The 20,264-nt window shown below is 71.8% G+C and carries 21 protein-coding genes; 5 read left to right on the top strand and 16 right to left on the bottom strand.

Annotation, left to right across the window (positions count from 1 at the left end):
* Positions 1-29: 29 nt before the first annotated feature.
* The 5 genes from Psi01_RS21235 to Psi01_RS21215 all read right to left on the bottom strand — a co-directional run bounded on the left by Psi01_RS21235 (position 30) and on the right by Psi01_RS21215 (position 4,508).
* Positions 30-971 (bottom strand): STM4015 family protein, encoded by a 942-nt coding sequence (locus Psi01_RS21235; protein WP_204065798.1) that lies wholly within the window; start codon positions 969-971, stop codon positions 30-32.
* A 43-nt stretch (positions 972-1,014) separates the two neighbouring features.
* Positions 1,015-1,971, bottom strand: coding sequence for an STM4015 family protein (locus Psi01_RS21230; RefSeq protein WP_204065797.1), 957 nt, complete (start codon positions 1,969-1,971; stop codon positions 1,015-1,017).
* Positions 1,972-2,059: 88 nt separating this feature from the next.
* A complete protein-coding gene (locus Psi01_RS21225) occupies positions 2,060-3,004 on the bottom strand; it encodes an STM4015 family protein (RefSeq protein WP_204065796.1) in 945 nt (314 codons plus the stop codon).
* A 78-nt stretch (positions 3,005-3,082) separates the two neighbouring features.
* Positions 3,083-3,961: an STM4015 family protein gene (locus tag Psi01_RS21220; protein ID WP_204065795.1), complete on the bottom strand. Its 879-nt coding sequence runs from the start codon at positions 3,959-3,961 to the stop codon at positions 3,083-3,085.
* Between the two features lie 58 nt (positions 3,962-4,019).
* Complete coding sequence (locus tag Psi01_RS21215; protein ID WP_204065794.1) at positions 4,020-4,508, bottom strand: hypothetical protein; 489 nt, start codon at positions 4,506-4,508, stop codon at positions 4,020-4,022.
* 302 nt (positions 4,509-4,810) lie between these two features.
* On the opposite strand from Psi01_RS21215, the gene Psi01_RS21210 reads away from it, so the two are divergent.
* A complete protein-coding gene (locus tag Psi01_RS21210) occupies positions 4,811-6,295 on the top strand; it encodes an MFS transporter (protein ID WP_204065793.1) in 1,485 nt (494 codons plus the stop codon).
* Positions 6,296-6,362: 67 nt separating this feature from the next.
* Here Psi01_RS21210 and Psi01_RS21205 read toward each other — a convergent pair whose 3' ends face one another.
* Positions 6,363-6,851, bottom strand: a complete 489-nt coding sequence (locus Psi01_RS21205; protein ID WP_204065792.1) for an NUDIX domain-containing protein — start codon at positions 6,849-6,851, stop codon at positions 6,363-6,365.
* Positions 6,852-6,894: 43 nt separating this feature from the next.
* On the bottom strand, positions 6,895-8,127 hold the full coding sequence (locus Psi01_RS21200) for a cytochrome P450 (RefSeq protein WP_204065791.1): 1,233 nt from the start codon (positions 8,125-8,127) through the stop codon (positions 6,895-6,897).
* Between the two features lie 94 nt (positions 8,128-8,221).
* Here Psi01_RS21200 and Psi01_RS21195 point away from each other — a divergent pair, with 94 nt between their 5' ends.
* Entirely contained in the window at positions 8,222-9,652 is a 1,431-nt protein-coding gene (locus Psi01_RS21195) for an FG-GAP repeat protein (protein WP_204065790.1), read from the top strand.
* 48 nt (positions 9,653-9,700) lie between these two features.
* Here Psi01_RS21195 and Psi01_RS21190 read toward each other — a convergent pair whose 3' ends face one another.
* The 3 genes from Psi01_RS21190 to Psi01_RS21180 all read right to left on the bottom strand — a co-directional run bounded on the left by Psi01_RS21190 (position 9,701) and on the right by Psi01_RS21180 (position 12,856).
* Entirely contained in the window at positions 9,701-10,228 is a 528-nt protein-coding gene (locus Psi01_RS21190) for a DUF11 domain-containing protein (RefSeq protein WP_204065789.1), read from the bottom strand.
* Between the two features lie 59 nt (positions 10,229-10,287).
* A complete protein-coding gene (locus tag Psi01_RS21185; protein WP_204065788.1) occupies positions 10,288-11,850 on the bottom strand; it encodes an alkaline phosphatase D family protein in 1,563 nt (520 codons plus the stop codon).
* A 172-nt stretch (positions 11,851-12,022) separates the two neighbouring features.
* Entirely contained in the window at positions 12,023-12,856 is an 834-nt protein-coding gene (locus Psi01_RS21180; RefSeq protein WP_204065787.1) for a hypothetical protein, read from the bottom strand.
* A 190-nt stretch (positions 12,857-13,046) separates the two neighbouring features.
* On the opposite strand from Psi01_RS21180, the gene arfB reads away from it, so the two are divergent.
* The gene (gene arfB, locus Psi01_RS21175) at positions 13,047-13,466 is read left to right on the top strand and encodes an alternative ribosome rescue aminoacyl-tRNA hydrolase ArfB (protein WP_204065786.1); all 420 of its coding nucleotides are present in this window, start codon (positions 13,047-13,049) and stop codon (positions 13,464-13,466) included.
* On the opposite strand, the gene Psi01_RS21170 is transcribed toward arfB, so the two are convergent.
* From Psi01_RS21170 to Psi01_RS21150, 5 genes are all read right to left on the bottom strand, one after another.
* Positions 13,441-14,745, bottom strand: a complete 1,305-nt coding sequence (locus tag Psi01_RS21170; protein ID WP_204065785.1) for an MFS transporter — start codon at positions 14,743-14,745, stop codon at positions 13,441-13,443. The two genes, arfB and Psi01_RS21170, sit on opposite strands and share 26 nt — an antisense overlap.
* A gap of 68 nt (positions 14,746-14,813) precedes the next feature.
* A complete protein-coding gene (locus Psi01_RS21165) occupies positions 14,814-15,713 on the bottom strand; it encodes a TIGR03619 family F420-dependent LLM class oxidoreductase (protein ID WP_204065784.1) in 900 nt (299 codons plus the stop codon).
* A 57-nt stretch (positions 15,714-15,770) separates the two neighbouring features.
* A complete protein-coding gene (locus Psi01_RS21160; protein WP_204065783.1) occupies positions 15,771-16,367 on the bottom strand; it encodes a class I SAM-dependent methyltransferase in 597 nt (198 codons plus the stop codon).
* An 80-nt stretch (positions 16,368-16,447) separates the two neighbouring features.
* The gene (locus Psi01_RS21155; protein WP_204065782.1) at positions 16,448-17,233 is read right to left on the bottom strand and encodes an HAD-IIA family hydrolase; all 786 of its coding nucleotides are present in this window, start codon (positions 17,231-17,233) and stop codon (positions 16,448-16,450) included.
* A gap of 128 nt (positions 17,234-17,361) precedes the next feature.
* Positions 17,362-17,793 carry a nuclear transport factor 2 family protein gene (locus Psi01_RS21150; RefSeq protein ID WP_204065781.1) on the bottom strand — a complete coding sequence of 144 codons (432 nt, stop codon included), beginning with the start codon at positions 17,791-17,793 and terminating at the stop codon, positions 17,362-17,364.
* A 156-nt stretch (positions 17,794-17,949) separates the two neighbouring features.
* On the opposite strand from Psi01_RS21150, the gene Psi01_RS21145 reads away from it, so the two are divergent.
* Both Psi01_RS21145 and Psi01_RS21140 read left to right on the top strand, forming a co-directional pair.
* The gene (locus tag Psi01_RS21145; protein WP_239127893.1) at positions 17,950-18,858 is read left to right on the top strand and encodes an aminoglycoside phosphotransferase/kinase family protein; all 909 of its coding nucleotides are present in this window, start codon (positions 17,950-17,952) and stop codon (positions 18,856-18,858) included.
* 44 nt (positions 18,859-18,902) lie between these two features.
* Entirely contained in the window at positions 18,903-19,184 is a 282-nt protein-coding gene (locus Psi01_RS21140) for a TFIIB-type zinc ribbon-containing protein (RefSeq protein WP_204065780.1), read from the top strand.
* A gap of 57 nt (positions 19,185-19,241) precedes the next feature.
* On the opposite strand, the gene Psi01_RS21135 is transcribed toward Psi01_RS21140, so the two are convergent.
* Positions 19,242-20,255 (bottom strand): hypothetical protein, encoded by a 1,014-nt coding sequence (locus Psi01_RS21135; RefSeq protein WP_204065779.1) that lies wholly within the window; start codon positions 20,253-20,255, stop codon positions 19,242-19,244.
* Positions 20,256-20,264 lie beyond the last annotated feature (9 nt).

Genomic DNA, 20,264 nt, shown 5'->3' with positions numbered 1-20,264 from the left:
AAGGCACCGCACGTGCCCCTCACCCGCTCTCATTCGGACACCGCGACGTAGCGCTCGCCGTCGTCCGTGGACGCTGCCAGGTCGACCTCGACCATGGGCAGGGCCGCGTGGATGCGCTCGATCATCGCCTCGCTCAGGAAACTGTGGTGGAGGTCGAGCACCCGCAGGTGGGTCAGCGGCTGGCCGGACAGCAACGCCTCGGCGCCCTCGTCGGTCAGCGTGCCCATCGCGAGGCTGAGCGCCTCCAGACGGGCCACAACCGGTGCCCCGGCCACCGCCGCGGCGATCTCGTCCTGGATCTCGCTGTCGCGCAGGCCGAGGCGGCGCAGCGCGGGCAGCCGCTCGCCGGACAGGATCGGCTCCAGGTCGGCCACGGTGGCGTCGCCGCCGTAGTAGGGGACTCCGAGCCACAGCTCCAGATACTCCAGCGCGGGGAACTCCGAGACACCGACCGCCCGCACCACCTCGGCGGGCAGCCCGCCGCTCTCGAACCGCAGCATCTTCAGGTTCCCGTGCCGGACGGGCCGCAGGACGAGACCGTCACCACCCCGGACATCCAGGCGTTCCAGCAGCGGATACGCCTCCAGCAGCGGAGTGATGTCGGTCTGCCGGATCCAGGAGATCTCCGCGACCTCCTGAGGGATGTCCCCCAGGAAGATCGATCGCACGCTCGGCAGCCGCCGCGCGTTGTCCGCGAGGAAGCGGACGACCTCCTCGGCGGTGTCCTCGATGAGGTCGCCCCATCCGCTGACCACCATCGCCCCGACCCGCTCGACCTGAGGAAGACGCAGGAAGTGCTCGCAGCCCGTGGGACCGATGTCCCCGTCGTAGAACATCGACCAGGCGACGGGCCCGGTCTCCGTCCCGTCGTCCTCCTCCACCTCGATCAACTTCAGCCCGGCGTACTCGGTCCGGTAGTCGTAGAAGAGGGTCTCGGGGAAGAAACGCCGGCCGGGCTCGTTCTCGGTCATGTCCGTGCTCTCCCGCCGACGTGACCGCGGCCGTCCGCGCGGATCATTCGGACACCGCGACGTAGCGCCAGTCGTTCCTGATGTCCTCCTGGTCCGACAGGTCGATCTCCGCCTCCGGCAGCGCCTTGCGGACGCGCTCGACCAGGGCGTCGCTCAGATAGTGGTGGTGCAGGTCCAGTCGCTTCAGGTGGGTCAGCGGCTGGCCGGACAGCAGCGCCTCGGCGCCCTCGTCGGTCAGTGAGCCCATCGACAGGGACAGGGACTCCAGCCGGGTGACGATGGGGGCGGCGGCCACCGCTGCGGCGATCTCGTCCTGGATCTCGCTGTCCTGCAGCCCCAGATGCCGCAGCGCGGGCAGCCTCTCCCCGGAGAGGATCCCGGCGAGGTCGGCCACGGTGGCGTCACCGCCGTAGTCGGAGATCCCGAGCCACAGCTCCAGATACTCCAGCGCGGGCAGATCGCACGCGCCCACCGCGCGCACCACCCCGGCGGGGAGCCCTCCCGTCTCGAACCGCAGGACCTTCAGGTTCCCGTGCCGCACCGGCCGCAGCCCCAGATCGCTGCCGCCCCTGATCTCCAGCCGCTCCAGCAGCGGGAACGCCTCCAGCAGCGGTGTGATGTCACTCTGCCGGATCCAGGAGATCTCGCACTCCTCCCCCTGCATCGCGCCGAGGAAGAGCGAGCGCAGCGCCGGGAAGCGGCCGGCGTTGTCCGCCAGGAGCCGGACGATCGTGGAGCTGTCGTTCTCGTAGGCCTCCTCCCAGCCGCCGATGATGATCGCCTTGACCGCGGCGGTGTCCACCTTCTCCACGAACCGGGCGAACTGCTCCTCGAAGCTCTCTTCCGCGTCGTAGGTCTCGACCCCCATCCGCCACGCCACCTCACCCGCGGCGGGGAGCTCCTCGTCGTCGTCCTCCTCGGGCGCCGATGCGATCGGCAGACCGGCGTAGCTCCCCTCGGAAAGGCTGCTCACGCGGTCGTTGAACTCGGTGTGGTCCATCCCGGCTCCTGTCAGGCGAAATACGACGGACCATGTCCTACCAGAGATTGCCGACATTCCGAATGTCCAGCTCCGGGTACCGGCGAGATCACTCCGCCACCGCCACGTAGCCCCGGTCGCCTCTGCTCTCCTCCTGGTCGGACAGGTCGACCTCGACTCCGGGCAGGGAGTCGCGGACCCGGTCCATCATGGTGTCACTCAGGAAATGATGGTGCAGGTCCAGCCGCTTGAGGTGGGACAGCGGCTGACCGGACAGCAGCGCCTCGGCACCCGCGTCGGTCAGCATCCCCATCGACAGCGCCAGCGACTCCAGCCGCGCCACCACCGGCGCCGAGGCCACCGCCGCCGCGATCTCATCCTGGATCTCGCTGTCCTGCAGCCCCAGATGCCGCAACGCCGGCAGCCGCTCCCCCGATAGGATCGGCTCCAAATCCGCCACCGTGGCGTCGCCGCCGTACTCCAGCATGCCGAGCCACAGCTCCAGATACTCCAGCGCGGGCAGATCGCACGCGCCCACCCCGCGCACCACCTCGACGGGGAGCCCGCCCGACTCGAACCGCAGGATCCTCAGGCTCTCGTGGCGCACCGGCCGCAGCCCCAGATCGCTGCCGCCCCTGATCTCCAGCCGCTCCAGAAGCGGGAACGCCTCCAGCAGCGGGGCGATGTCACCCTGCCGAATCCAGGAGATCGGGTACTCATCGATCGCGCCGAGGAAGAGAGAGCGCAGCCCCGGGAGCCGGGGCGCGTTGTCCACGAGCGAACGGACGACCACCTCGCTGCCGTCGCCGGCGTCCGGCGACTGACCGATGATGATCGCCTTCACCTCGGTGGTGTCCACCTCCTCCAGGAACAGGGTGAACTGCTCCTCGAAGGCCTCCACCTTCTCGTAGGACGTCACCGAGATCCGCCACGCCGCCTCGCCCGCGGCGGGGATCTTCTGGCCCTTCCTCTCGGACACGGACACGATCGGCAGACCGGCGTAGGTTCCCTCGTCGAGGTTCCCGACACTGTCGTCGAACTCCGAATAGTCCATCCAGGCTCCTGTCAGGAGGAATGCGGCGGACCATGTCCTATCAGAGATCAACGACAATTCAGATCTGACGGGCACCGCTCATTCGGAGACCGCGACGTAGCGCCAGTCGTCCTCCTCGGCCTCCTGGCGGTCGGACAGGTCGACCGCGACCCCCGGGAGCGCCGCGCGGATCCGCTCCATCATCGCCTCGCTCAGGAAGTGGTGGCTCAGGTCCAGGCGCTTGAGGTGGGTCAGCGGCTGGCCGGACAGCAGCGCCTCGGCGCCCGCGTCGGTCAGCGTGCCCATGGCGAGGCTGAGCGCCTCCAGCCGGGCCACCACCGGCGCCGAGGCCACCGCCGCCGCGATCTCGTCCTGGATCTCGCTGTCCTGCAGGCCCAGATGCCGCAGCGCGGGCAGCCGTTCACCGGACAGGATCGGCTCCAGATCGGCCACGGCGGCGTCGCCGCCGTACTCCTCGACACCCAGCCACATGTCCAGGTCCTCCAGAGCGGGGAACTCCGATGCGCCGACCGCCCGGACGATCTCGGCGGGCAGGCCGCCGCTCTCGAACTCCAGCGTCCGCAGCGCCCCGTGCCGGACCGGCCGCAGCAGCAGGCCGCTGCTCCCCCGGATGCGCAGGTGCTCCAGCTTCGGGAACGCCTCCAGCAGCGGGGTGACGTCGCCGTGCTCGATCCAGGAGATCTCCGCCTCCTCCTGCCCGATGTCACCGAGATAGATGGAGCGCACGTTCTTCAGCCGGTCGGCCGCCCCGCTCAGCAGCCCGACCGGCAGCTCGGAGCTGTGCCCCGCGTATCCGGCTCCCCACCAGCCCACGACGATCTCGCGTACGCGGCCGGGGTCGCGGGTGGCCATGAACGTGTCGAACTCCCGCTGGATCTCGGGATCGTCGTTCCCCCTCCCGAATGGGTCTCCGGCCAGGTTCCAGGTGACGCCGTCTGTCGCGTTCTCGTCGGTCATGCGCGTTCCTTCACGGGCTGAGGCGGACGCCAATGTCCTACCAGAGATCGGCGACACTTCAGGACCTGACCGGCGACTCCGGATGACCGTCGGGCCGGGCACCCGATCCGGCGAAGAGGAGCAGGACCGTCCCCACGAGGTAGAGAAGCCCGGCCGCGATCATCGTCCACAAGGTCGCGTGCGAATACCCGCTCAGGAACTCGTTCACCCGGAAAAACGACACGATCCCGGAGACGCAGCAGAACATCGCATACGGCACGAGACCTGTCCCCACGACGACCCGCACCCCCGGGCTCCCGCCCCGCCGCCACACCAGAACCGCCAGCGTCAGCGTGATCACCCCGGCCGCCCCGAAGCTCCACAGAAAGTACTCGAGCTTGCTCAGCGCGAGATCGTCATAGGGACTCGTGCCGTCGCCGATCCTCAGCTGTGCCTCCTGCTCCGCCCGGACACCGGACATGAGGACGAGGCTGATTCCCGCGACCGCCAGTTCGCACACCGACGCCGCCAGCAGGCAACCGGCGGCGCGCCGTCCCGGAACCCGCATGTGTTCCCCTTCCGCACTCCGGTCCTCACGGCAGGAGCGTGGCGGAACCCGCTTGTGCAACGCTTGCGGATCACTGCGTCTCCGTTCACCGCGTCTCCGTTCACCGCGTCTCCGTTCACCGCGTCTCCGTTCACCGCGTCTCCGTCGGAGACCCCCTCACGGGCGCGGCCCGCAACGGCCTCCCGCCGAGGGCCTCTCGGCGGGAATCAGACGGCGGGTCCCGTTGTTGCCTTCCTCCTGTCACGATGGATCACCGGACGCCGCGGGCGGTCGTGCGCGGGGCATCGGGAAGGACGGGCGTCATGGACAACGGTCACATCCGGTTCTCCTCGCCCGCCGGGCGATGGATCCTGCTGGCCACCGTGCTCGGCTCGGGGATCACGATGCTGGACGGCACGGTGGTCAACGTGGCGCTGCCCGCCCTCGGCGCGGACCTGGGGGCCGACATGGCGGGCCTGCAGTGGACGGTCAACGCCTACACGCTCACGCTGGCGGGCCTGATCCTGCTCGGCGGCTCACTCGGCGACCGGTACGGCAGGCGCAAGATCTTCCTCGTCGGCGTCGTCTGGTTCGCGCTGGCCTCGGTCCTGTGCGGCATGGCGCTCACCGCGGAGATGCTGATCGCGGCCCGGGCGCTGCAGGGCGTCGGCGGGGCGCTGCTGACCCCGGGCTCCCTGGCGATCATCCAGGCGTCCTTCACCCGCGACGACCGGCCCCGGGCGATCGGCGCCTGGTCCGGGCTGGGCGGGGTGGCCGCGGCGGTCGGCCCGCTGCTGGGCGGGTGGCTGGTGGACACGGCCGGCTGGCGGTGGGTGTTCCTGATCAACCTTCCGGTGGCGGTGCTCGTGGTGGCGGTGACCGTACGGCACGTGCCGGAGAGCAGGGACGCCGGCGCCTCCGGGCGCTTCGACGTGCTCGGCGCGGTGCTGGCCGCCCTGGCCCTGGCCGGGATCACCTACGGCCTCATCGACCTGCTGCCGGTCCCGCTGGCGATCGGCGCGGCGCTGGGGGCGGCGTTCGTCTGGCTGGAGATCCGGCGCTCGCCGGACGCCCTGGTGCCCGTCGGGATGTTCGCCTCCCGGGTGTTCACCGCGGTGAACGCGGTCACGTTCGTCATGTACGCCGCGATGGGCGTGGTGTTCTTCCTGCTGGTCGTCCAGCTCCAGGTCTCCGCCGGATTCTCGCCGCTGCTGGCCGGGTCGGCGATGATCCCGGTGACGGTGCTGATGCTGCTGCTGTCGGCGCGCGCCGGTGAGGTGGCCAAGCGGATCGGGCCGCGGATCCCGATGACGGCGGGCATCCTGCTGTGCGCCGCGGCGCTGCTGTGGATGGCGGGGATCGGGGAGGGCTCCGACTACGTCACCGAGGTGCTGGCGCCGACGGCGCTGTTCGGCCTGGGTCTGTCGGCGGCGGTCGCGCCGCTCACCGCGACCGTGCTGGCCACCGCCGAGGAGCGCTACGCCGGGGTGGCCAGCGGCGTCAACAACGCGGTGGCCCGCACCGGCAGCCTGCTGGCGGTGGCCGCGATTCCGCCGCTGGTCGGCCTGACCGGTGACGCCTTCGCCTCCCCGGCCGCGTTCACCGCGGGCTTCCGTACGACGATGCTGGTCGGTGCGGCGATGATGGCCCTGTCCGCGCTGATCACCTTCCTGACCATCCGCGAGAACGTGCTGGCCGCCACGGAGCCGTGCATGAGCTGCCAGGTGAGCGCTCCGGCCATGGCCACGCCCGGGAGCGGCGAGCGGGGGCCGAACCCGCCGACCCCGGCGTCGAAGCCTCCGTCCTGAGGACCGGACCCGCAGCCGGAGGAACCCGACCCGCCGTCCCGGGGCCGGACTCGCCCCGGGGCCGTGCTCAGCGCGTGGCGAAGTACTCCGTCACGACCCGGGTGTGCAGCGGGAACGCCAGCTCCTCCGGCTTGTCGATCACCAGCCACTCCGTCGCCTCGGTCGTGGCCGCGACCGGCGGGAGGTCGGCCGCGGCGGTCCGCGGCCCCTCGGCGAAGATCAGCACGGTGCCGTCGGGGGCGCTGAGCACGTCCAGCAGCCGCACGCCGTCCACGTCGACGGCGATGCCCGTCTCCTCGCGGAGCTCCCGTACGGCCGCCTGCTGCCAGGACTCGCCCATCTCGATGAAACCGCCTGGCAGGGCGAGCTTGCCCGGGTGCGGTTCGACGGCGCGGCGGAGCACCAGCAGGCCCCCGTCCACGGGCAGCACCATGACCGCGACCGGCAGCGGGTTGAGGTAGCTGGTGTTCCCGCAGCCGGAGCAGGTGCGCGGCCAGGCCAGGTCGGCGGCGAAGGCCGTGCCGCAGTAGGAGCAGTGCGCGTTCTTGATCGTCACGACCACGAGACTAAGGGCTCCGCCGTACCGGATCCCGCGCGGGTCAGAAGGTGAAGCGCTGGCTGCGCACGCTGTTGTCGAAGTTGGACAGCAGCAGCTCCGGCTCGCCCACCGAGCGGGCCTCGGGCATGCGGGTGAACAGCTCCCTGAACATCGTGCGGATCTCCTGGCGGGCCAGGTTGGCGCCCAGGCAGAAGTGCGGGCCGGGGCCGCCGAAGCCGACGTGGGCCTTGGCGTCGCGGGTGATGTCGAAGCGGTCGGGGTCGGGGAAGACCTCCGCGTCGCGGTTGGCCGAGCCGTAGAAGAGCACGACCTTGTCGCCCGGCTTCAGGTGCAGGCCGCGCAGGTCGTAGTCCTGGGTGACGGTGCGGCGGAACTGCATGATGGGCGAGACGTAGCGGACCATCTCCTCGATCGCGCCGCCGATGCGGGCGTCGAAGTCCTCCAGCAGCAGCGCCCGCTGGTCGGGGTTGTCGGTCAGCAGCTTGATGCCGTGCGCCATGGTGTTGCGGGCGGTCTCGTTGCCCGCCACCAGCAGCAGCGCGAAGAACGACCCGAGCTCCCGGTCGGTCAGCTTCTCCCCGTCCACGTTCGCGGTGACCAGCGCCGAGACCAGGTCGCCCCGGGGTTCGCGGGCCCGCTCCCGGCCCAGCTCGATCACCATGCGCTGCAGCGCGAACAGGGCGAACATGTTCTGCCCTGCCATCCGGACCGTCTGCGGCAGGCTGGGCCGCACGCCGGTGTAGGCGGTGGAGACGTCGACGTGCCGGTGGACCTTCTCCCGGATGTCGTCGGGGATGCCCATCATGTCGCAGATGACGTGGATGGGCAGCCGGGCGGCCACCCGGCTGACGAAGTCGCCGCCGGGCCCGGCGGCCATGGCCTCGTCGACGATCCTGGCGCAGGCCTTCTCGATGTCGCCCTGCAGGTTGGCCAGCATCTTCGGGCTGAACGCCCGCGAGACGATGCGGCGCAGCCGGGCGTGCCGGGGGTCGTCCATGTTCACCATCGACTCGCCGAACACGTGCTTGACCCAGCCCGGCGGCTCGGGGTTGGTGACGGCGGGCTCGCTGGAGAACACCTTGGCGTTACGACTGGCCTCCACCACGTCGGCGTGGCGCACCAGCGCGTAGAACCCCTTGCCCGAGCGCAGCAGCGGCACCCGCTTCTCCGGGAAGAAGACGGGGTGCTCCAGCTCGCGCAGCCGGGCGAAGGCCTCGTGCCGCTCGGCGAGCGGGCGGCGCCAGAAGCCCAGATCGGCCAGGTCGATGTCCATGCTCCAATCCTGGCACGTTCTTTATGTGCACCGGTCACGCGGATTTCATGTTTCGGCAGGATGCGGGTTCGAATCGGCGGAAACCATTCCAGACATGAGAGCCATGCTCCTCGCCTCGGCCGTCCTGGCCACCACCCTCGTCTCCCCCTCCCCCGCCGCGGCCGCCCAGGTCTCCGCGCGCGCCTGCCCGGGCGTCCCCTCCGACTTCGACGGCGACGGCCGCGCCGACCTCGCGGTCGCCGCGCCGTACGCGACGGCAGGCGGTCACGCGCGCGCCGGTTCCGTGACGATCCTGTACGGCATGCGCGCCGAGCGGCGGCTCACCCAGGACGATCCCGGCGTGCCCGGTGAGGCCGAGACCGGGGACGCGTTCGGCTCGGCGCTGGCCGTCGGCGACTTCGACGGCGACCGCTGCGCGGACCTGGCCGTCGGCGTCTCCGAGGAGGACCGGCGCAGGCCGGGCTCCGACGGCGCCGGAAGCGTGCAGCTGTTCCGCGGCTCACCGGACGGCCTGCGGCCCGGCCCGGTGATCGACGCCGGTGACTTCGGGCGGCGGCGCGGCCCCGACCGGTTCGGCGCCGCCCTGGCGGCCGGGGACCTGGACGGGGACGGCGACGAGGAGCTGACGGTCGGGATCCCGGGGCTGGGCGGGGGCGGCGTCGGCGTGTACGGCCTCAAGGGCCGCAAGCCGTACGTCGTCACCCAGGACAGCGCCTGGGTGGACCAGGGCGAGCGCGCGACCGACCAGTTCGGGGCGGTGCTGGCGACCGGCGACTTCGACGGCGACGGCCGGGCCGAGGTGGCCGTGGGCGCGCCGGGAGACACGATCCTGAAGAACGGGCAGGGCTCGGTCACCGTGCTCGACCTGCGCCGCGGACGGGCGGTCCAGCTCACCCAGGACAGCCCGTGGATCACCGGCCGCGCCGAGGTCTGGGACGGCTTCGGCGCCGCGCTGGCCACCGGCGACTTCAACGCCGACGGCCGCGACGACCTGGCCGTGGGGGTGCCGGGCGAGGGGCTGACCGCCGGCCAGCGGGCGATGGACTACGGCGACGGCACCGTGGTGGTCGTCTACGGCGCGCGGGCGGGCCTGCGGACCGCGACCTCCGAGGCCTGGTCGCAGCGGGGGCTGAAGGGCAGGCCGCGCTACTCCGACCGGTTCGGCGCGGCGCTGGCCGCCGGGGACTTCAACGGCGACGGCGACGACGAGCTGGCGATCGGGGTGCCGGGCGAGAACGCCGTGCAGGTGCTCGCCGGGACCCGCTCCGGCGGCCTGACCAAGAAGAACGACCTGCTGATCCCCGGTCGTGGCGGGGACTTCGGCGCAGCCCTGGCGGCGGTCCCCGGTCCCGGCCGGGGTGACCGGCTGATCGTCGCGGCTCCGCGGACGGGCAGGCTCACCCTGCTGCGCGGCAGCACGCGCAAGGGGGCGTATCCGGGCCTGCGCCCGGCGACGGCGACGACCTTCGCCACCGCCGCCGGGGACACGCTGTTCGGCTACGCCATCACCCGCACGGGGTCGTGACCCGGGTGGAGCGTTCCTCACCCGGTCCGGCGCGATCCGGACCGGCCGTCACACGACCTTGCTCTTGAATTTCGTGAGGCGCCTGTAGTCGATCACCTCGTCGATGTCCACGTCCGGGTTGTCGGCGTAGCACACGCCGAACTGCGCGGTGTAGGCGCCGCGCTTGGACGGCGACAGCCAGACGCCGACCGTCAGCGTCGTGGTGTCGCCCTTGTCCAGGGAGGCGACCCAGCAGCCGAGGCTGCGGCCCTCGACGTCGCAGGTGACGCTGCGCGGCTTGCTGATCACCTTGATCTTGCGCGTCCCGGCCGGGAAGGCCCCGGCGAGCAGGGCGTAGGCCTGGCCTTCGTAGCCCCTGTTGGTGACCTTGATCTTGTAGGTCGTGTAACCGCCCCGGCGGATGTGCTTGTAGTAGTAGACCGTGGCCTTGAACTTGGATTCGGCCGTGGCGGCCGCGGGGGCGGCGACCGCGGGGGCGGTGACGGCCGCCGCCGTGGCCGGGCTCTGCACGAGGAGCGTGCCGCCCAGCACGGCGGCGGCGGCCGTGGCGGTCAACCGCGTGGCTAAGTGACTCATGCGGCAGATCATTTCCTACATGGCCGACATTTCGCCAACAAGATTCTCGGCCTCCGCGATCAGCGGGGATCGAGCGTGTTCTCCCCCGCCGGCACGGTGAACCGGGCGCCGGTCTTCGCCGGAGCCCCGCGGCGGCTGATGTAGTCCAGCACGCGGAAGTCGGCCCGCAGTTCCTCGGTGGTCAGCCGGCACATGATGTAGCCCCGCCGCTGGTCGAGGTAGGAGATGTGCCGGTTCTCGGCCGTCAGCTCGGCGACCCGGCTCTCGTCGCGGTAGCCGTCCCCGTCGCTGGCGACCGAGGAGGTGACCAGCTCCACCGCGACCCGGGGCGAGTCGGGGTCGTCGAAGTCGAGCATGAGGTCGGCCGCGTGGTGCATGTGCGCGTCGCCGGTCAGCACCACCGGGTTGGCGGCGCCGGAGTCGCGCAGGCCGGTCAGCAGGCGGGTGCGCTCGGCGGCGTAGCCGTCCCAGGAGTCCATGTTGACCTCGGTCCCGGGTCCGGTCCTGTGGTCTCGCTGGGCCATCATGATCTGCTGGCCGATGAGGTTCCACCGGGCCCCGGAGGCGGCCAGCCCGTCGAGCAGCCAGCGCCGCTGGTCCTCGCCCAGCAGGGTGCGCTCCGCGGCGAGCCGGTCGTCGCAGCCCGCCCGCAGGCCGTCCTCGCAGGCCTGGTCGTCGCGGAACTGACGGGTGTCGAGCAGGTGGAAGCGGGCCAGCGGCCCCCAGTCCACCCGCCGGTGCACCCGGATCGACGTGCCGCCGGGCACGCTGGAGCGGCGCAGCGGCATGTTCTCGTAGTAGGCCCGGAAGGCGTTGGCCCGGCGCCGGGCGAACGCCGGGGCGCCGGTGCTGGAGACGCCGGCCGCCCAGTTGTTCTCGATCTCGTGGTCGTCGAAGGCGACCAGCCAGGGCGCGGCGGCGTGCGCGGCCTGCAGGTCGGGATCGCTCCTGTACTGCGCGTGCCGCATCCGGTAGTCGGCCAGGGTCTCGCACTTGCCGGGCGTGTGCTGCCGCACGCCGCCGCCGATCGCGACGTATCCCTGCGGGGCGTACTCGTACATGTAGTCGCCCAGGTGCACCACCAGGTCCGGCTCCTGCTCGGCCAGCCTGCGGTAGGCCGTGTAGTAGCCGTGCTCGTAGTGGGCGCAGGCGGCGACGGCGAAGCTCAGCGGGGAGGTCGCGGAGTCCCGGGCGGGCGCGGTGCGGGTACGGCCGGCCGGCGACAGGTGTCCCTCTGCGCGGAAGCGGTAGAAGTACTCGCGGCCCGGCTCCAGGCCCTCCAGCTCGACGTGGACGCTGTGCGCCTGTCGCCACCGCGCGGTCTCGACGCCCGAGCGCACCACCTTGGTGAACCCCTCGTCGGAGGCGAGCTGCCAGCGTACCTCCACGTCCCGCGACGGCATGCCCCCGCGGCCGTTCAGGCCGAGCGGCTCGGGCGCGAGCCGGGTCCACAGCACGACGCCGTCATGTGAGGGGTCGCCCGAGGCGACCCCCAGGGCGAACGGATCTTGGGCCAGGCTCCTGGACCGGACGGCCGGGGCGTGCGACGCCCCGGTGAGCAACAGGCCGCCGGCGCTCGCGGCGGCGGACAGGAACACTCTGCGTGACAGGTTCTGCTCCACCCGTCCAGTGCACGCCGTTCAGCTGTCCCGGCTGTGGCCTGCGTTCCAAGGGGAGATGAACAGCCGCTGCATAGCCACGTCGATTACCCACCGTGGCTGAATACCGGCCGAGCGGCAGATGACTTCTCCCCTGCCGGTGAGCAAAGATCAGAGGTCAGGGGCGGGGACCGCCTCAGGAGAGGTACGGCTTCAGCGGGTCCTTGAGCGCGCCGCAGCCCAGGTACTTCTCCACCGTGTGGAAGTCGATCCAGTCGAGGTTGACCAGGACCTCCTCGTCCACGCCGGTGAAGCGGGTCCGCAGCTCCGGCGGGATGGCCGCGATGTCGTCCTTGTCGGCGATGTTGACCCACCGGCGCACCTGGCGGGGTCGCTCGCCCCAGCCGTTGACCGGGGCCGGCATCAGCCGTTCGAAGACCACGTTGCGCATGCCCAGCGGGCTGCCCAGCGTGATCAGCAGGTCCACCTTCAGGTCCGGGTTGGCCCAGAGCGTCTCGTAGGCCACCACGCTGCCGAGCGAGTGCGCGATGACCACCCTGGGCCGGTTGCGGCGGATCACCTCGGCCACGATCGCCCGCACGCCCTCCCGCGCCCGGCTCCCGGCGGCGAGGTAGGCGGCGACCTCGGGACAGAAGAGCTTGGCGAAGGCGGCGGCGTTGTCGCTCATGCGTGTCAGCAGCCAGCCGGCCATCCGGTTCAGCGCGCCGGTCAGGCCCTCCCCGAGCGAGTCGCGCTGCCGGGCCCAGGCGACCAGGACCTCCTGGGCTCCGGCGTCCATGGCCCGGACCTCGCGCGGCTCCTCGTCCTTGTTCTCGCCCAGCAGGTGGGCGTAGTAGGCGATCTCGGTGATGTAGCGCTCCCCGCCGTGCGGCGCGCCGCCGGTGAGACCCTTGTGCAGGTAGCGGTCCCACTTGGCGCGCATCGCGATGGCCGCCCCGCTGACCGAGTTGCCCGCCTCACGGTAGTAGCGGTACTTGCCTATGCCGTGCACGCCCACGATCGCGTTCATGAAACCCCCGCCTTTCCCTCACCGGCCGGTACGGCCCTCCCCTGAGAAGCCACTGTGACGGAAGCCCGCGAACCCTACAAGCCCGCAAAACTCGGTAGAACGGCTCAGACAGGGCATAAACCGGTTGATCGATGGGTGTGTCCCCTCGTTACCCTGAACGCCTGCCCCCGTCGCCGAAGGAGTCGAAGCCATGCCCGGTCCGCTTCAGGTCAGCGGCTCGATCTCCATCCCCGAGACCGAGCTCCGCTGGCGGTTCTCCCGTTCCTCGGGCCCCGGCGGCCAGGGGGTCAACACCACCGACAGCCGCGTCGAGCTCAGCTTCGACCTGGCCGCCACCGAGGCCCTGCCGCCCCTGCTCAAGACGCGCGCCCTCGAACGGCTCGCCTCCCGCCTCGTGGACGGTGTGGTCACCATCGCCGCCTCGGAGTTCCGCTCCCAGCTCCGCAACCGCGAGGCCGCCGAGATGCGCCTGGCCCAGCTGCTGCGCGAGGCCGTCGCCCCGCCGCCCAAGAAGCGCCGCCCCACCAAGCCGAGCAAGGGCGCCGTCGAGCGCCGCATCACCGCCAAGAAGCACCGCTCCGACCTCAAACGCCTGCGCCGGAGCCTGTGACCCCGGTCCCGGCCTCCGGCCCCTCGTTCCCGGTCCCGGCGTCGGCCTGGGCGAACCGGCGGGCGGTGAAGACCGCCGTGGCCCCGGCCAGGATGATCAGCCCGAAGACCGTCATCGCGATCCTGAAGCCCGCCGCCTCGCCCAGCGCGTACAGGCCGATCGAGACCACCGTGCTCAGGCCGATGCAGAACACCGACCACGCGTAGGCCTGCGAGCGGATCTCCCCGGGCGCGACCCGGCCCACCAGCGACAGGTACGCCGGCAGGAAGCTCCCCCCGCCCGCCCCCATCACGAACATCACCGCGAACGCCGCCGCCGGGACCGGGGTCCAGCCCAGGACCAGCAGCGCACCGGCGAAGACCAGCGCCGAACGGCCGGCGATCGTGGCCACGCCGTGCCAGTCGTCCCGCGAGGAGGCCCGCGTCGCCCAGCTCCCGCCCAGGAACAGGCCCACCACCTGACCGGCGCCGGCCACGGTCAGCGCCGCCCCGCGCTGCGTCGCGCCGAACTCGAAGACGTGACCGAGGAACAGCGACAACATCTGCGGCAGCGCCACGAGCCCCATGCCCGACAGCAGCGCCGCCAGCCACAGCCGCCGCAGGGTCCTGACCCGGAACAGCCGCCGGGTGGCCACGGCGAACGGCACGCCGTCCCCGGCCCCGGCCCGCGCCGCGGTGGAGCGGGAGCGGCCGGGCTCGCGCAGCCGTACGGTCAGGGTCAGCAGCAGGAACGTCGGGATCGACAGCAGCACGAACGCCCACTGCCAGCCGTAGACGGTGGCGAGCGCGCCCGCGGCGATCCCGGAGACCTGGCTCAGCGGGTTGGCCAGCCGGTGCAGCTGGAAGACCCGCGGGTGGACCCGGGGCGGGTAGTAGTCGGTCAGCAGGCTGGAGTGCACCACCTCGTTGCTCACCCGGCCGAGTCCGGCCAGCATCCGCACCGCGAACAACAGCGCCACCGTGGTGACCAGCCCGGTCAGCGCGCTCATCGTGCCCCACAGCAGCGCCGCCCCGGCCACCAGCCGCACCCGGTTCACCCGGTCGGACAGGTACCCCAGGGGCAGGGCCGCCAGCAGGACGAACACGCTGACGATCGAGCCGATCGCGCCGATCTCGGTGTCGCTGAGCCCGAAGGCGTCCCGGATCTCCGGCGAGAGCGTGGCGAAAGCCAGGCGGTCGATCTCGTCGACGGCGTTCAGCCCGAACAGCAGCGCGAGCGGGAAGACCGGGGCCCCGCCGGTGACCGCGTCCAGGCGGCCGTGGGCGGTCGCGGTCATCATGGGGCGCCCCTCTCGGCCGAATCTTGCTCTGTTTTCTAGATCCCGCCGGAGATCGCGTCAAGAGGTGATCAGGGAGCCAGTGCCTCCAGCGCCGCCTCGGCCCGGCGCATCGACTCCGCCGGGTCGGCGTCGGGCGAACCGATCTCGGGATCGAAGTTGAGGTCGTGGAAGAGGTCGGTCACGCCCTGGGCCGCCAGTCCCGCCAGGTCACCCCGGATCTCCTCGAACGAACCGGTCAGCGGTCTGCGGTCGGCGGCCCCCGGGGGCCGCACCCGCGTGACGCCCCGGGTCACGAAGCGCAGCGCCTGCGGATCCCGCCCGGCGGCGCGGGCCGCCTCCTTGACGACGGCGATCTTCTCGCCGAGACCGGCCGGATCCTCGCGGCTGGCGCTGATCCAGCCGTCGGCCAGGCGTCCCGCGCGCCGCAGCGCCACCGGCGCGCCCCCGCCGAGCAGGATCGGCGGGAGCCTGGCGGGACGGGGGTCCTGGTGGACCGGGGGCAACCGGTAGAACTCCCCCTCGTGCTCCACGGTCTCCTCCGACCAGAGCCTGCGCAGCACCCGGAGGAACTCCTCCGCGCGCCGGCCGCGCCGCTCCATCGACACCCCCGAGGCGACGAACTCCTCCTCCAGCCAGCCCAGCCCCAGCCCGGCGTCCAGCCTGCCGCCGGAGACCGCCTGGAGGCTGGCCAGCTGCTTGGCCAGCAGGACGGGCGAGAAGAACGGCATGTTCAGCACCGCGACCCCCAGCCGGATCCGGCTGGTCAGCCCCGCCAGGTAGGACAGCGTGACCACGGGATCGTGCACGCTGCGGTAGGTGGGGCCCATCGTGTGCCCGCGCGGGTACAGCAGCCGCTGGAAGGTCCACAGCCCGTGGTAGCCGAGTTCCTCGGCCCGGCGGGCGATCCGCGCCATGTTGGCGGGCGTGGCCCAGGATCCCGACGTCGGCACCGCGAATCCGATCCTCATGCAGGCACCCTACGCGCGGCGCGCCGGACGGGCGATCACCGGGGCCGCCCCGCGGGCTCAGTACGGCTTGCGCCAGGTGAGGGAGTAGCGCCACAGCACGTGCTTGCGGAACACCGAGCCGGGCAGCAGCTCACCGGCCGCCCGCCGTACCTGGCCCCAGGACATGTCCGCATCGAGGATCGGCACGTCGGGCCCGCCCGCGACGGCGCGGTTGCGCAGGCGCATGATCCGGGTGGCGGGCAGACCGAGGGCGGAGAAGGCCCAGTCGGCGAGGGTGGCGTTGAGGGCCAGGCCGACCACGGCCAGGGCGCCGCCCGGCCGCAGGACCGCCTCGGCCTTCTTCAGCGCCGCGGTGAAGTCCATGTGGTGGATCGTGGCCACGAACGAGACGAAGTCGACCCCGTCCTCCGGCGGCGACCAGGTCAGGAAGTCGGCCTCGACGAAGGTCAGGTCGCCGGGACCGCCCAGCGACCTGGCCTTCTCGACCGCCGGGGCGTACCGGTCGATCCCGATGACCCGTTCCGCCCGCCCGGCCAGCTTCCTGGCCAGCAGCCCGTCACCGCAGCCGACGTCCAGCGCCGTCCCGCAACCGGGCGGGACGGCCCGCAGGACGAGCGGGTGATAGTGGGTGTTGTGGTTCCAGTAGTCCCCCATGGGCGGGGATTATGGCACCTGCTCACCCCGGAAACCGGAGAATCCGGACATCCGCCGATCTTCGTCCGGCGGGCCGGGACTCAGCCGACCATGTCGATGAGGTCGGCGACCGAGTCGGCCACCTGGGAGGGGCGGAACGGATAGCGGTCGATCTGCTCCTTGGCCATCACCCCGGTGAGCACCAGGATCGTGTGCAGCCCGGCCTCCATGCCGGAGACGATGTCGGTGTCCATCCGGTCGCCGATCATCGCGGTGCTCTCGCTGTGCCCGTCGATGGCCCGCAGCGCGCTGCGCATCATCATCGGGTTGGGCTTGCCCACGAAGTACGGCTCCACGCCCGTCGCCTTCGTGATCATCGCCGCGACCGCGCCGCAGGCCGGCAGGGAGCCCTCGTGGGAGGGGCCGATCGGGTCGGGGTTGGTGGCGATGAAGCGGGCCCCGGCCTCGATCAGCCGGATCGCCCGCGTTATCTGCGTGAAGCTGTAGGTGCGGGTCTCGCCCAGGACCACGTAGTCGGGGCTGAGGTCGGTCAGCACGTAACCGATCTCGTGCAGCGCGGTGGTCAGCCCGGACTCGCCGATCACGTAGGCCGAGCCCCCGGGACGCTGGTCGTCCAGGAACTGAGCGGTGGCCAGCGCCGAGGTCCAGATCGACTCCGCCGGGATGTCCAGGCCCGCCGCGCGCAGCCGTACCGCGAGATCGCGCGGGGTGTAGATGGAGTTGTTGGTCAGCACCATGAACCGCTTGCCCGTCGCCATCAACCGGCGGATGAACTCCTCGGCGCCCGGCACCGGGTGCCCCTCATGGACCAGGACGCCGTCCATGTCCGACAGCCAGCACTCGATCGGCTTGCGCTTGTCCGTCATCGGTCCGCACTTCCCCGCTTCTCAATTCCGCGTCAATGGAGGTGACCAGGATGACAGGTGCGAAGCGGGCACCCCACCGGCAGGTCGGCCGCGGGGATGCCTGCCGACGGGGGCGCCCGCCGGGGTGCTCACTGCGCGGTGCGCCAGGCCTGCTCCTCGACCAGCTCCCGGCTGCGCCAGCCGTACACCGTGCGGATCATGCGGTGGTGGTACCAGCCGCCGCCGCGGATGAGCCCGGCGGCGTCGGCGGCGACCATCTCCCTGGACGGGGCGAGCGTGTCGGTGAAGGACGCCGTCACCGCCGCCTCGTTCCCCTCGAAGCGGACGCTCGTCGCCCCGATCAGGTGCTGGCGGCCCGGCCAGTGCGACAGGACCTCCGCCAGCCAGGCCCGCGCCTCCTCCCGGGTGCCCCTGATCCCGCCGGCCGCCGTGTAGTCGATCACCGCGTCCGGGGTGAAGACGAGGTCGAGCCGTTGCCAGTCGCCGGTGTCGATGGAGTAGGCGTAGCGGGCGAGCACGTCGCCGATCTCCAGCCGGTCCGCGATCTCCTGTTGCCTCATGCCCGCATACAACCAAACGCTTGCTACGAATGCGAGGGGTGATCGCCCCGGGATCCGGCACTCCCCTCCCGCCGGGGCCGGTTCTCTCGAAACCCAGCGCCTTTACATCGTAGATTCGTCCGTTCGCGCAGGCCGGAGCTGTGATTCACTTTCCTGGTGAGCGACGAGGACCTGATCGAGGAGATGGGCCGGATCGGTGCGCGGTACGGCGGCGGCCCCGCGACGACGGTGCCGACCCGGCCGGACGTGGCCATCGTGCGGGCCGGGTCCGTCGTGGTCAAGGCGCACGCCCCCGGCGCCGCCCGCGAGCCCCTGGAGCGGCGGATGCGGGCCGCGGCGCACCCCGCCCTGGACGGCATCCTACTCCGGCCGGTCACCGAGGAGATCATGACCGTCCACGACCGGCTGGTGACCGTCTGGCCGGCCGGGACCCCGGTCGACCCCGACGACCCGGGCGCCGCCCCCTGGGAGGACGGCGCCCGGCTGCTGGCCCGGCTGCACGCCGTACCGGCCGGCGCCCTGCCCGCGCTGCCGCCGGCGGGCGGCCCGGCCCGGGTGGGCAGGACCGTCACCCGGCTGACCGGCGGCTCGGCCGCCGAGCAGGTCGTGCTGCGCGCCTTCGCCTCCCTGCCGGACTTCGAGGAGGCCGCCGGGCGGGCGGGCGCGGGCCTGCCTGCCCACGGCGACTGGCACCTGGGGCAGATGGTCCGCACCGGCGGCCGGTGGGTCCTCATCGACGCCGACGACCTGGGCCTGGGCGATCCGGCCTGGGACCTGGCCAGGCCCGCGGCCTGGTTCGCCGCCGGACTGCTGGAGCCGGAGGTGTGGCACCGCTTCCTGGCGGCCTACCGCGCCGCCGGCGGCAACGCCGTCCCCGCGCAGGGCGACCCCTGGGAGCGGCTGAACCTCCCGGCGCAGGCGCTGACGGTACAGCTGGCCGCCGCGGCGGTGGCGGCGGCCCGGCGGGAGGGGCGGGCGTTGGACGAGGTGGAGAGCGTGCTCATCGACACCTGCCAAAGGATTGTCCAGTTCCGAAGTGCCTGCCATAGTGTGCCCACGCAGTAGGTTGTGGGTACGACGACCACGATGCCAAGGCAAGGAGACGACCGATGCAGTGCCCGAAGTGTCGCGGCAACATGCGCACTTATGAGCGCAATGGTGTCCATATTGATCAGTGCGACGGCTGTCGCGGAATCTTCCTCGACTACGGCGAGCTCGAGACCCTGACCCGGATGGAGAGCCAGTGGTCGCAGCAGCAGCACGCCGCTCCGCCGCCGCCTCCGCCGCCGGCCCACGGCGCTCCCGGCTGGGGCGCCCCCGCTCCGCACTACGGTGGCCACTACGGCCACCACCGTCAGCGCAGCTGGGTGGGCATGCTCTTCTCCACCTGATCCATCCAGGGGGGACGACCCGAGACCGCGATCTCCATGAGATCGCGGTCTTCGCGTTTACTTGGGGAAGTCGCCCGGCTTGACCGGCTTGGAGGCGACCGTGCCGCCCTTGACCGAGTGCAGGGTGATCGTCCAGTTGTTCCAGCGGATGTACGCGCCGGAGTAGGTCGTCTTGTAGGGCACCGTCTTGCCGAACTGCGTGAAGTCGCACGAGCGGGTGAAGGCCTTGCGCTTGGCGTCCCAGTCGGTGCCGGTGCTGTAGTAGACCTTGTACTTGCCGTCGCGGATGCCGCTGATCGTGGCCTTGCCCTTCTTGCGCACGTAGAAGGAGACGACCCGCTTCTTGCCGCGCAGCACCACGACGAAGGCGTCGTAGTCGCCGCCGTTGTCGACCTTGAGCGAGCCCCGGCCGGTGCGGCTCTCGTACGACTTCAGGATCCTGCCGTTGGGCAGGCGGCGGTTCTGCTGCTTGGCCGCCTTCACCGACACGACGTCGGCCGGGTAGCCGGTCAGGGCCGCCGCGGCGTCCTTCATGACCGACAGCTCCCCGTCCTTCTCCAGCTTGGTCAGCACCGAGGGGCCGGTGCAGGTCTCCTGCGCCCGCACGCCCTGCACGGCGTCGCGCAGGGCCCCGCCGAACGTGCGCAGCGTGCCCAGGTAGTTCCCGTGCTGGGCCGCCACCTCGGGGGGCGGCGTGAGGACCTGCAGCCGGGTCACCGCCTGGTCCACCGCGTCGGCGGCCTTGCGCACCCGCCCGTCGAGGCCGTTCAGCCCGCCGGTGGAGGCCACCTTCTGCAGCGCCTGCCTGACCGGTTCGCGCGCCTGCTCCAGCTCGGCCCGGTAGGCGTCGGCCGTCAGCGCCGACGGGGACGGCGGGGCGGTGCTCACCGCGACCGACGGGTTGCCGGAGGGGTCCGTCCCCGCGCCGCCCGACCCTCTGACCACCCCGCCCGCGGTGGCCTGACCCCGCACGGGCTCACGCGCGGGAGTGAGCGTCGAGCAGGCGCTCAGAGTGAGTGCCGCGACCGTGACACACGGAATCAGCCGGCGGGTCGTCGGGGGGAGGCTCATCTGTCCCAC

Source organism: Paraplanobispora siamensis (assembly GCF_016863175.1).
Lineage (GTDB): Bacteria > Actinomycetota > Actinomycetes > Streptosporangiales > Streptosporangiaceae > Planobispora > Planobispora siamensis.
Note: the sequence above shows the minus strand (reverse complement) of the source record. Positions and strands in the feature narration are given on the sequence as shown.

What these genes read in the sequence shown, in the direction of transcription:
- Psi01_RS21170 (WP_204065785.1), bottom strand. Translation starts at nt 14,745, where the DNA reads ATGATGACCGCGACCGCCCACGGCCGCCTGGACGCGGTCACCGGCGGG.
- Psi01_RS21230 (WP_204065797.1), bottom strand. Translation starts at nt 1,971, where the DNA reads ATGGACCACACCGAGTTCAACGACCGCGTGAGCAGCCTTTCCGAGGGG.
- Psi01_RS21195 (WP_204065790.1), top strand. Translation starts at nt 8,222, where the DNA reads ATGAGAGCCATGCTCCTCGCCTCGGCCGTCCTGGCCACCACCCTCGTC.
- Psi01_RS21235 (WP_204065798.1), bottom strand. Translation starts at nt 971, where the DNA reads ATGACCGAGAACGAGCCCGGCCGGCGTTTCTTCCCCGAGACCCTCTTC.
- Psi01_RS21160 (WP_204065783.1), bottom strand. Translation starts at nt 16,367, where the DNA reads ATGGGGGACTACTGGAACCACAACACCCACTATCACCCGCTCGTCCTG.
- Psi01_RS21225 (WP_204065796.1), bottom strand. Translation starts at nt 3,004, where the DNA reads ATGGACTATTCGGAGTTCGACGACAGTGTCGGGAACCTCGACGAGGGA.
- Psi01_RS21150 (WP_204065781.1), bottom strand. Translation starts at nt 17,793, where the DNA reads ATGAGGCAACAGGAGATCGCGGACCGGCTGGAGATCGGCGACGTGCTC.
- Psi01_RS21140 (WP_204065780.1), top strand. Translation starts at nt 18,903, where the DNA reads ATGCAGTGCCCGAAGTGTCGCGGCAACATGCGCACTTATGAGCGCAAT.
- Psi01_RS21165 (WP_204065784.1), bottom strand. Translation starts at nt 15,713, where the DNA reads ATGAGGATCGGATTCGCGGTGCCGACGTCGGGATCCTGGGCCACGCCC.
- Psi01_RS21190 (WP_204065789.1), bottom strand. Translation starts at nt 10,228, where the DNA reads ATGAGTCACTTAGCCACGCGGTTGACCGCCACGGCCGCCGCCGCCGTG.
- Psi01_RS21155 (WP_204065782.1), bottom strand. Translation starts at nt 17,233, where the DNA reads ATGACGGACAAGCGCAAGCCGATCGAGTGCTGGCTGTCGGACATGGAC.
- Psi01_RS21220 (WP_204065795.1), bottom strand. Translation starts at nt 3,961, where the DNA reads ATGACCGACGAGAACGCGACAGACGGCGTCACCTGGAACCTGGCCGGA.
- Psi01_RS21180 (WP_204065787.1), bottom strand. Translation starts at nt 12,856, where the DNA reads ATGAACGCGATCGTGGGCGTGCACGGCATAGGCAAGTACCGCTACTAC.
- arfB (WP_204065786.1), top strand. Translation starts at nt 13,047, where the DNA reads ATGCCCGGTCCGCTTCAGGTCAGCGGCTCGATCTCCATCCCCGAGACC.
- Psi01_RS21200 (WP_204065791.1), bottom strand. Translation starts at nt 8,127, where the DNA reads ATGGACATCGACCTGGCCGATCTGGGCTTCTGGCGCCGCCCGCTCGCC.
- Psi01_RS21210 (WP_204065793.1), top strand. Translation starts at nt 4,811, where the DNA reads ATGGACAACGGTCACATCCGGTTCTCCTCGCCCGCCGGGCGATGGATC.
- Psi01_RS21135 (WP_204065779.1), bottom strand. Translation starts at nt 20,255, where the DNA reads ATGAGCCTCCCCCCGACGACCCGCCGGCTGATTCCGTGTGTCACGGTC.
- Psi01_RS21215 (WP_204065794.1), bottom strand. Translation starts at nt 4,508, where the DNA reads ATGCGGGTTCCGGGACGGCGCGCCGCCGGTTGCCTGCTGGCGGCGTCG.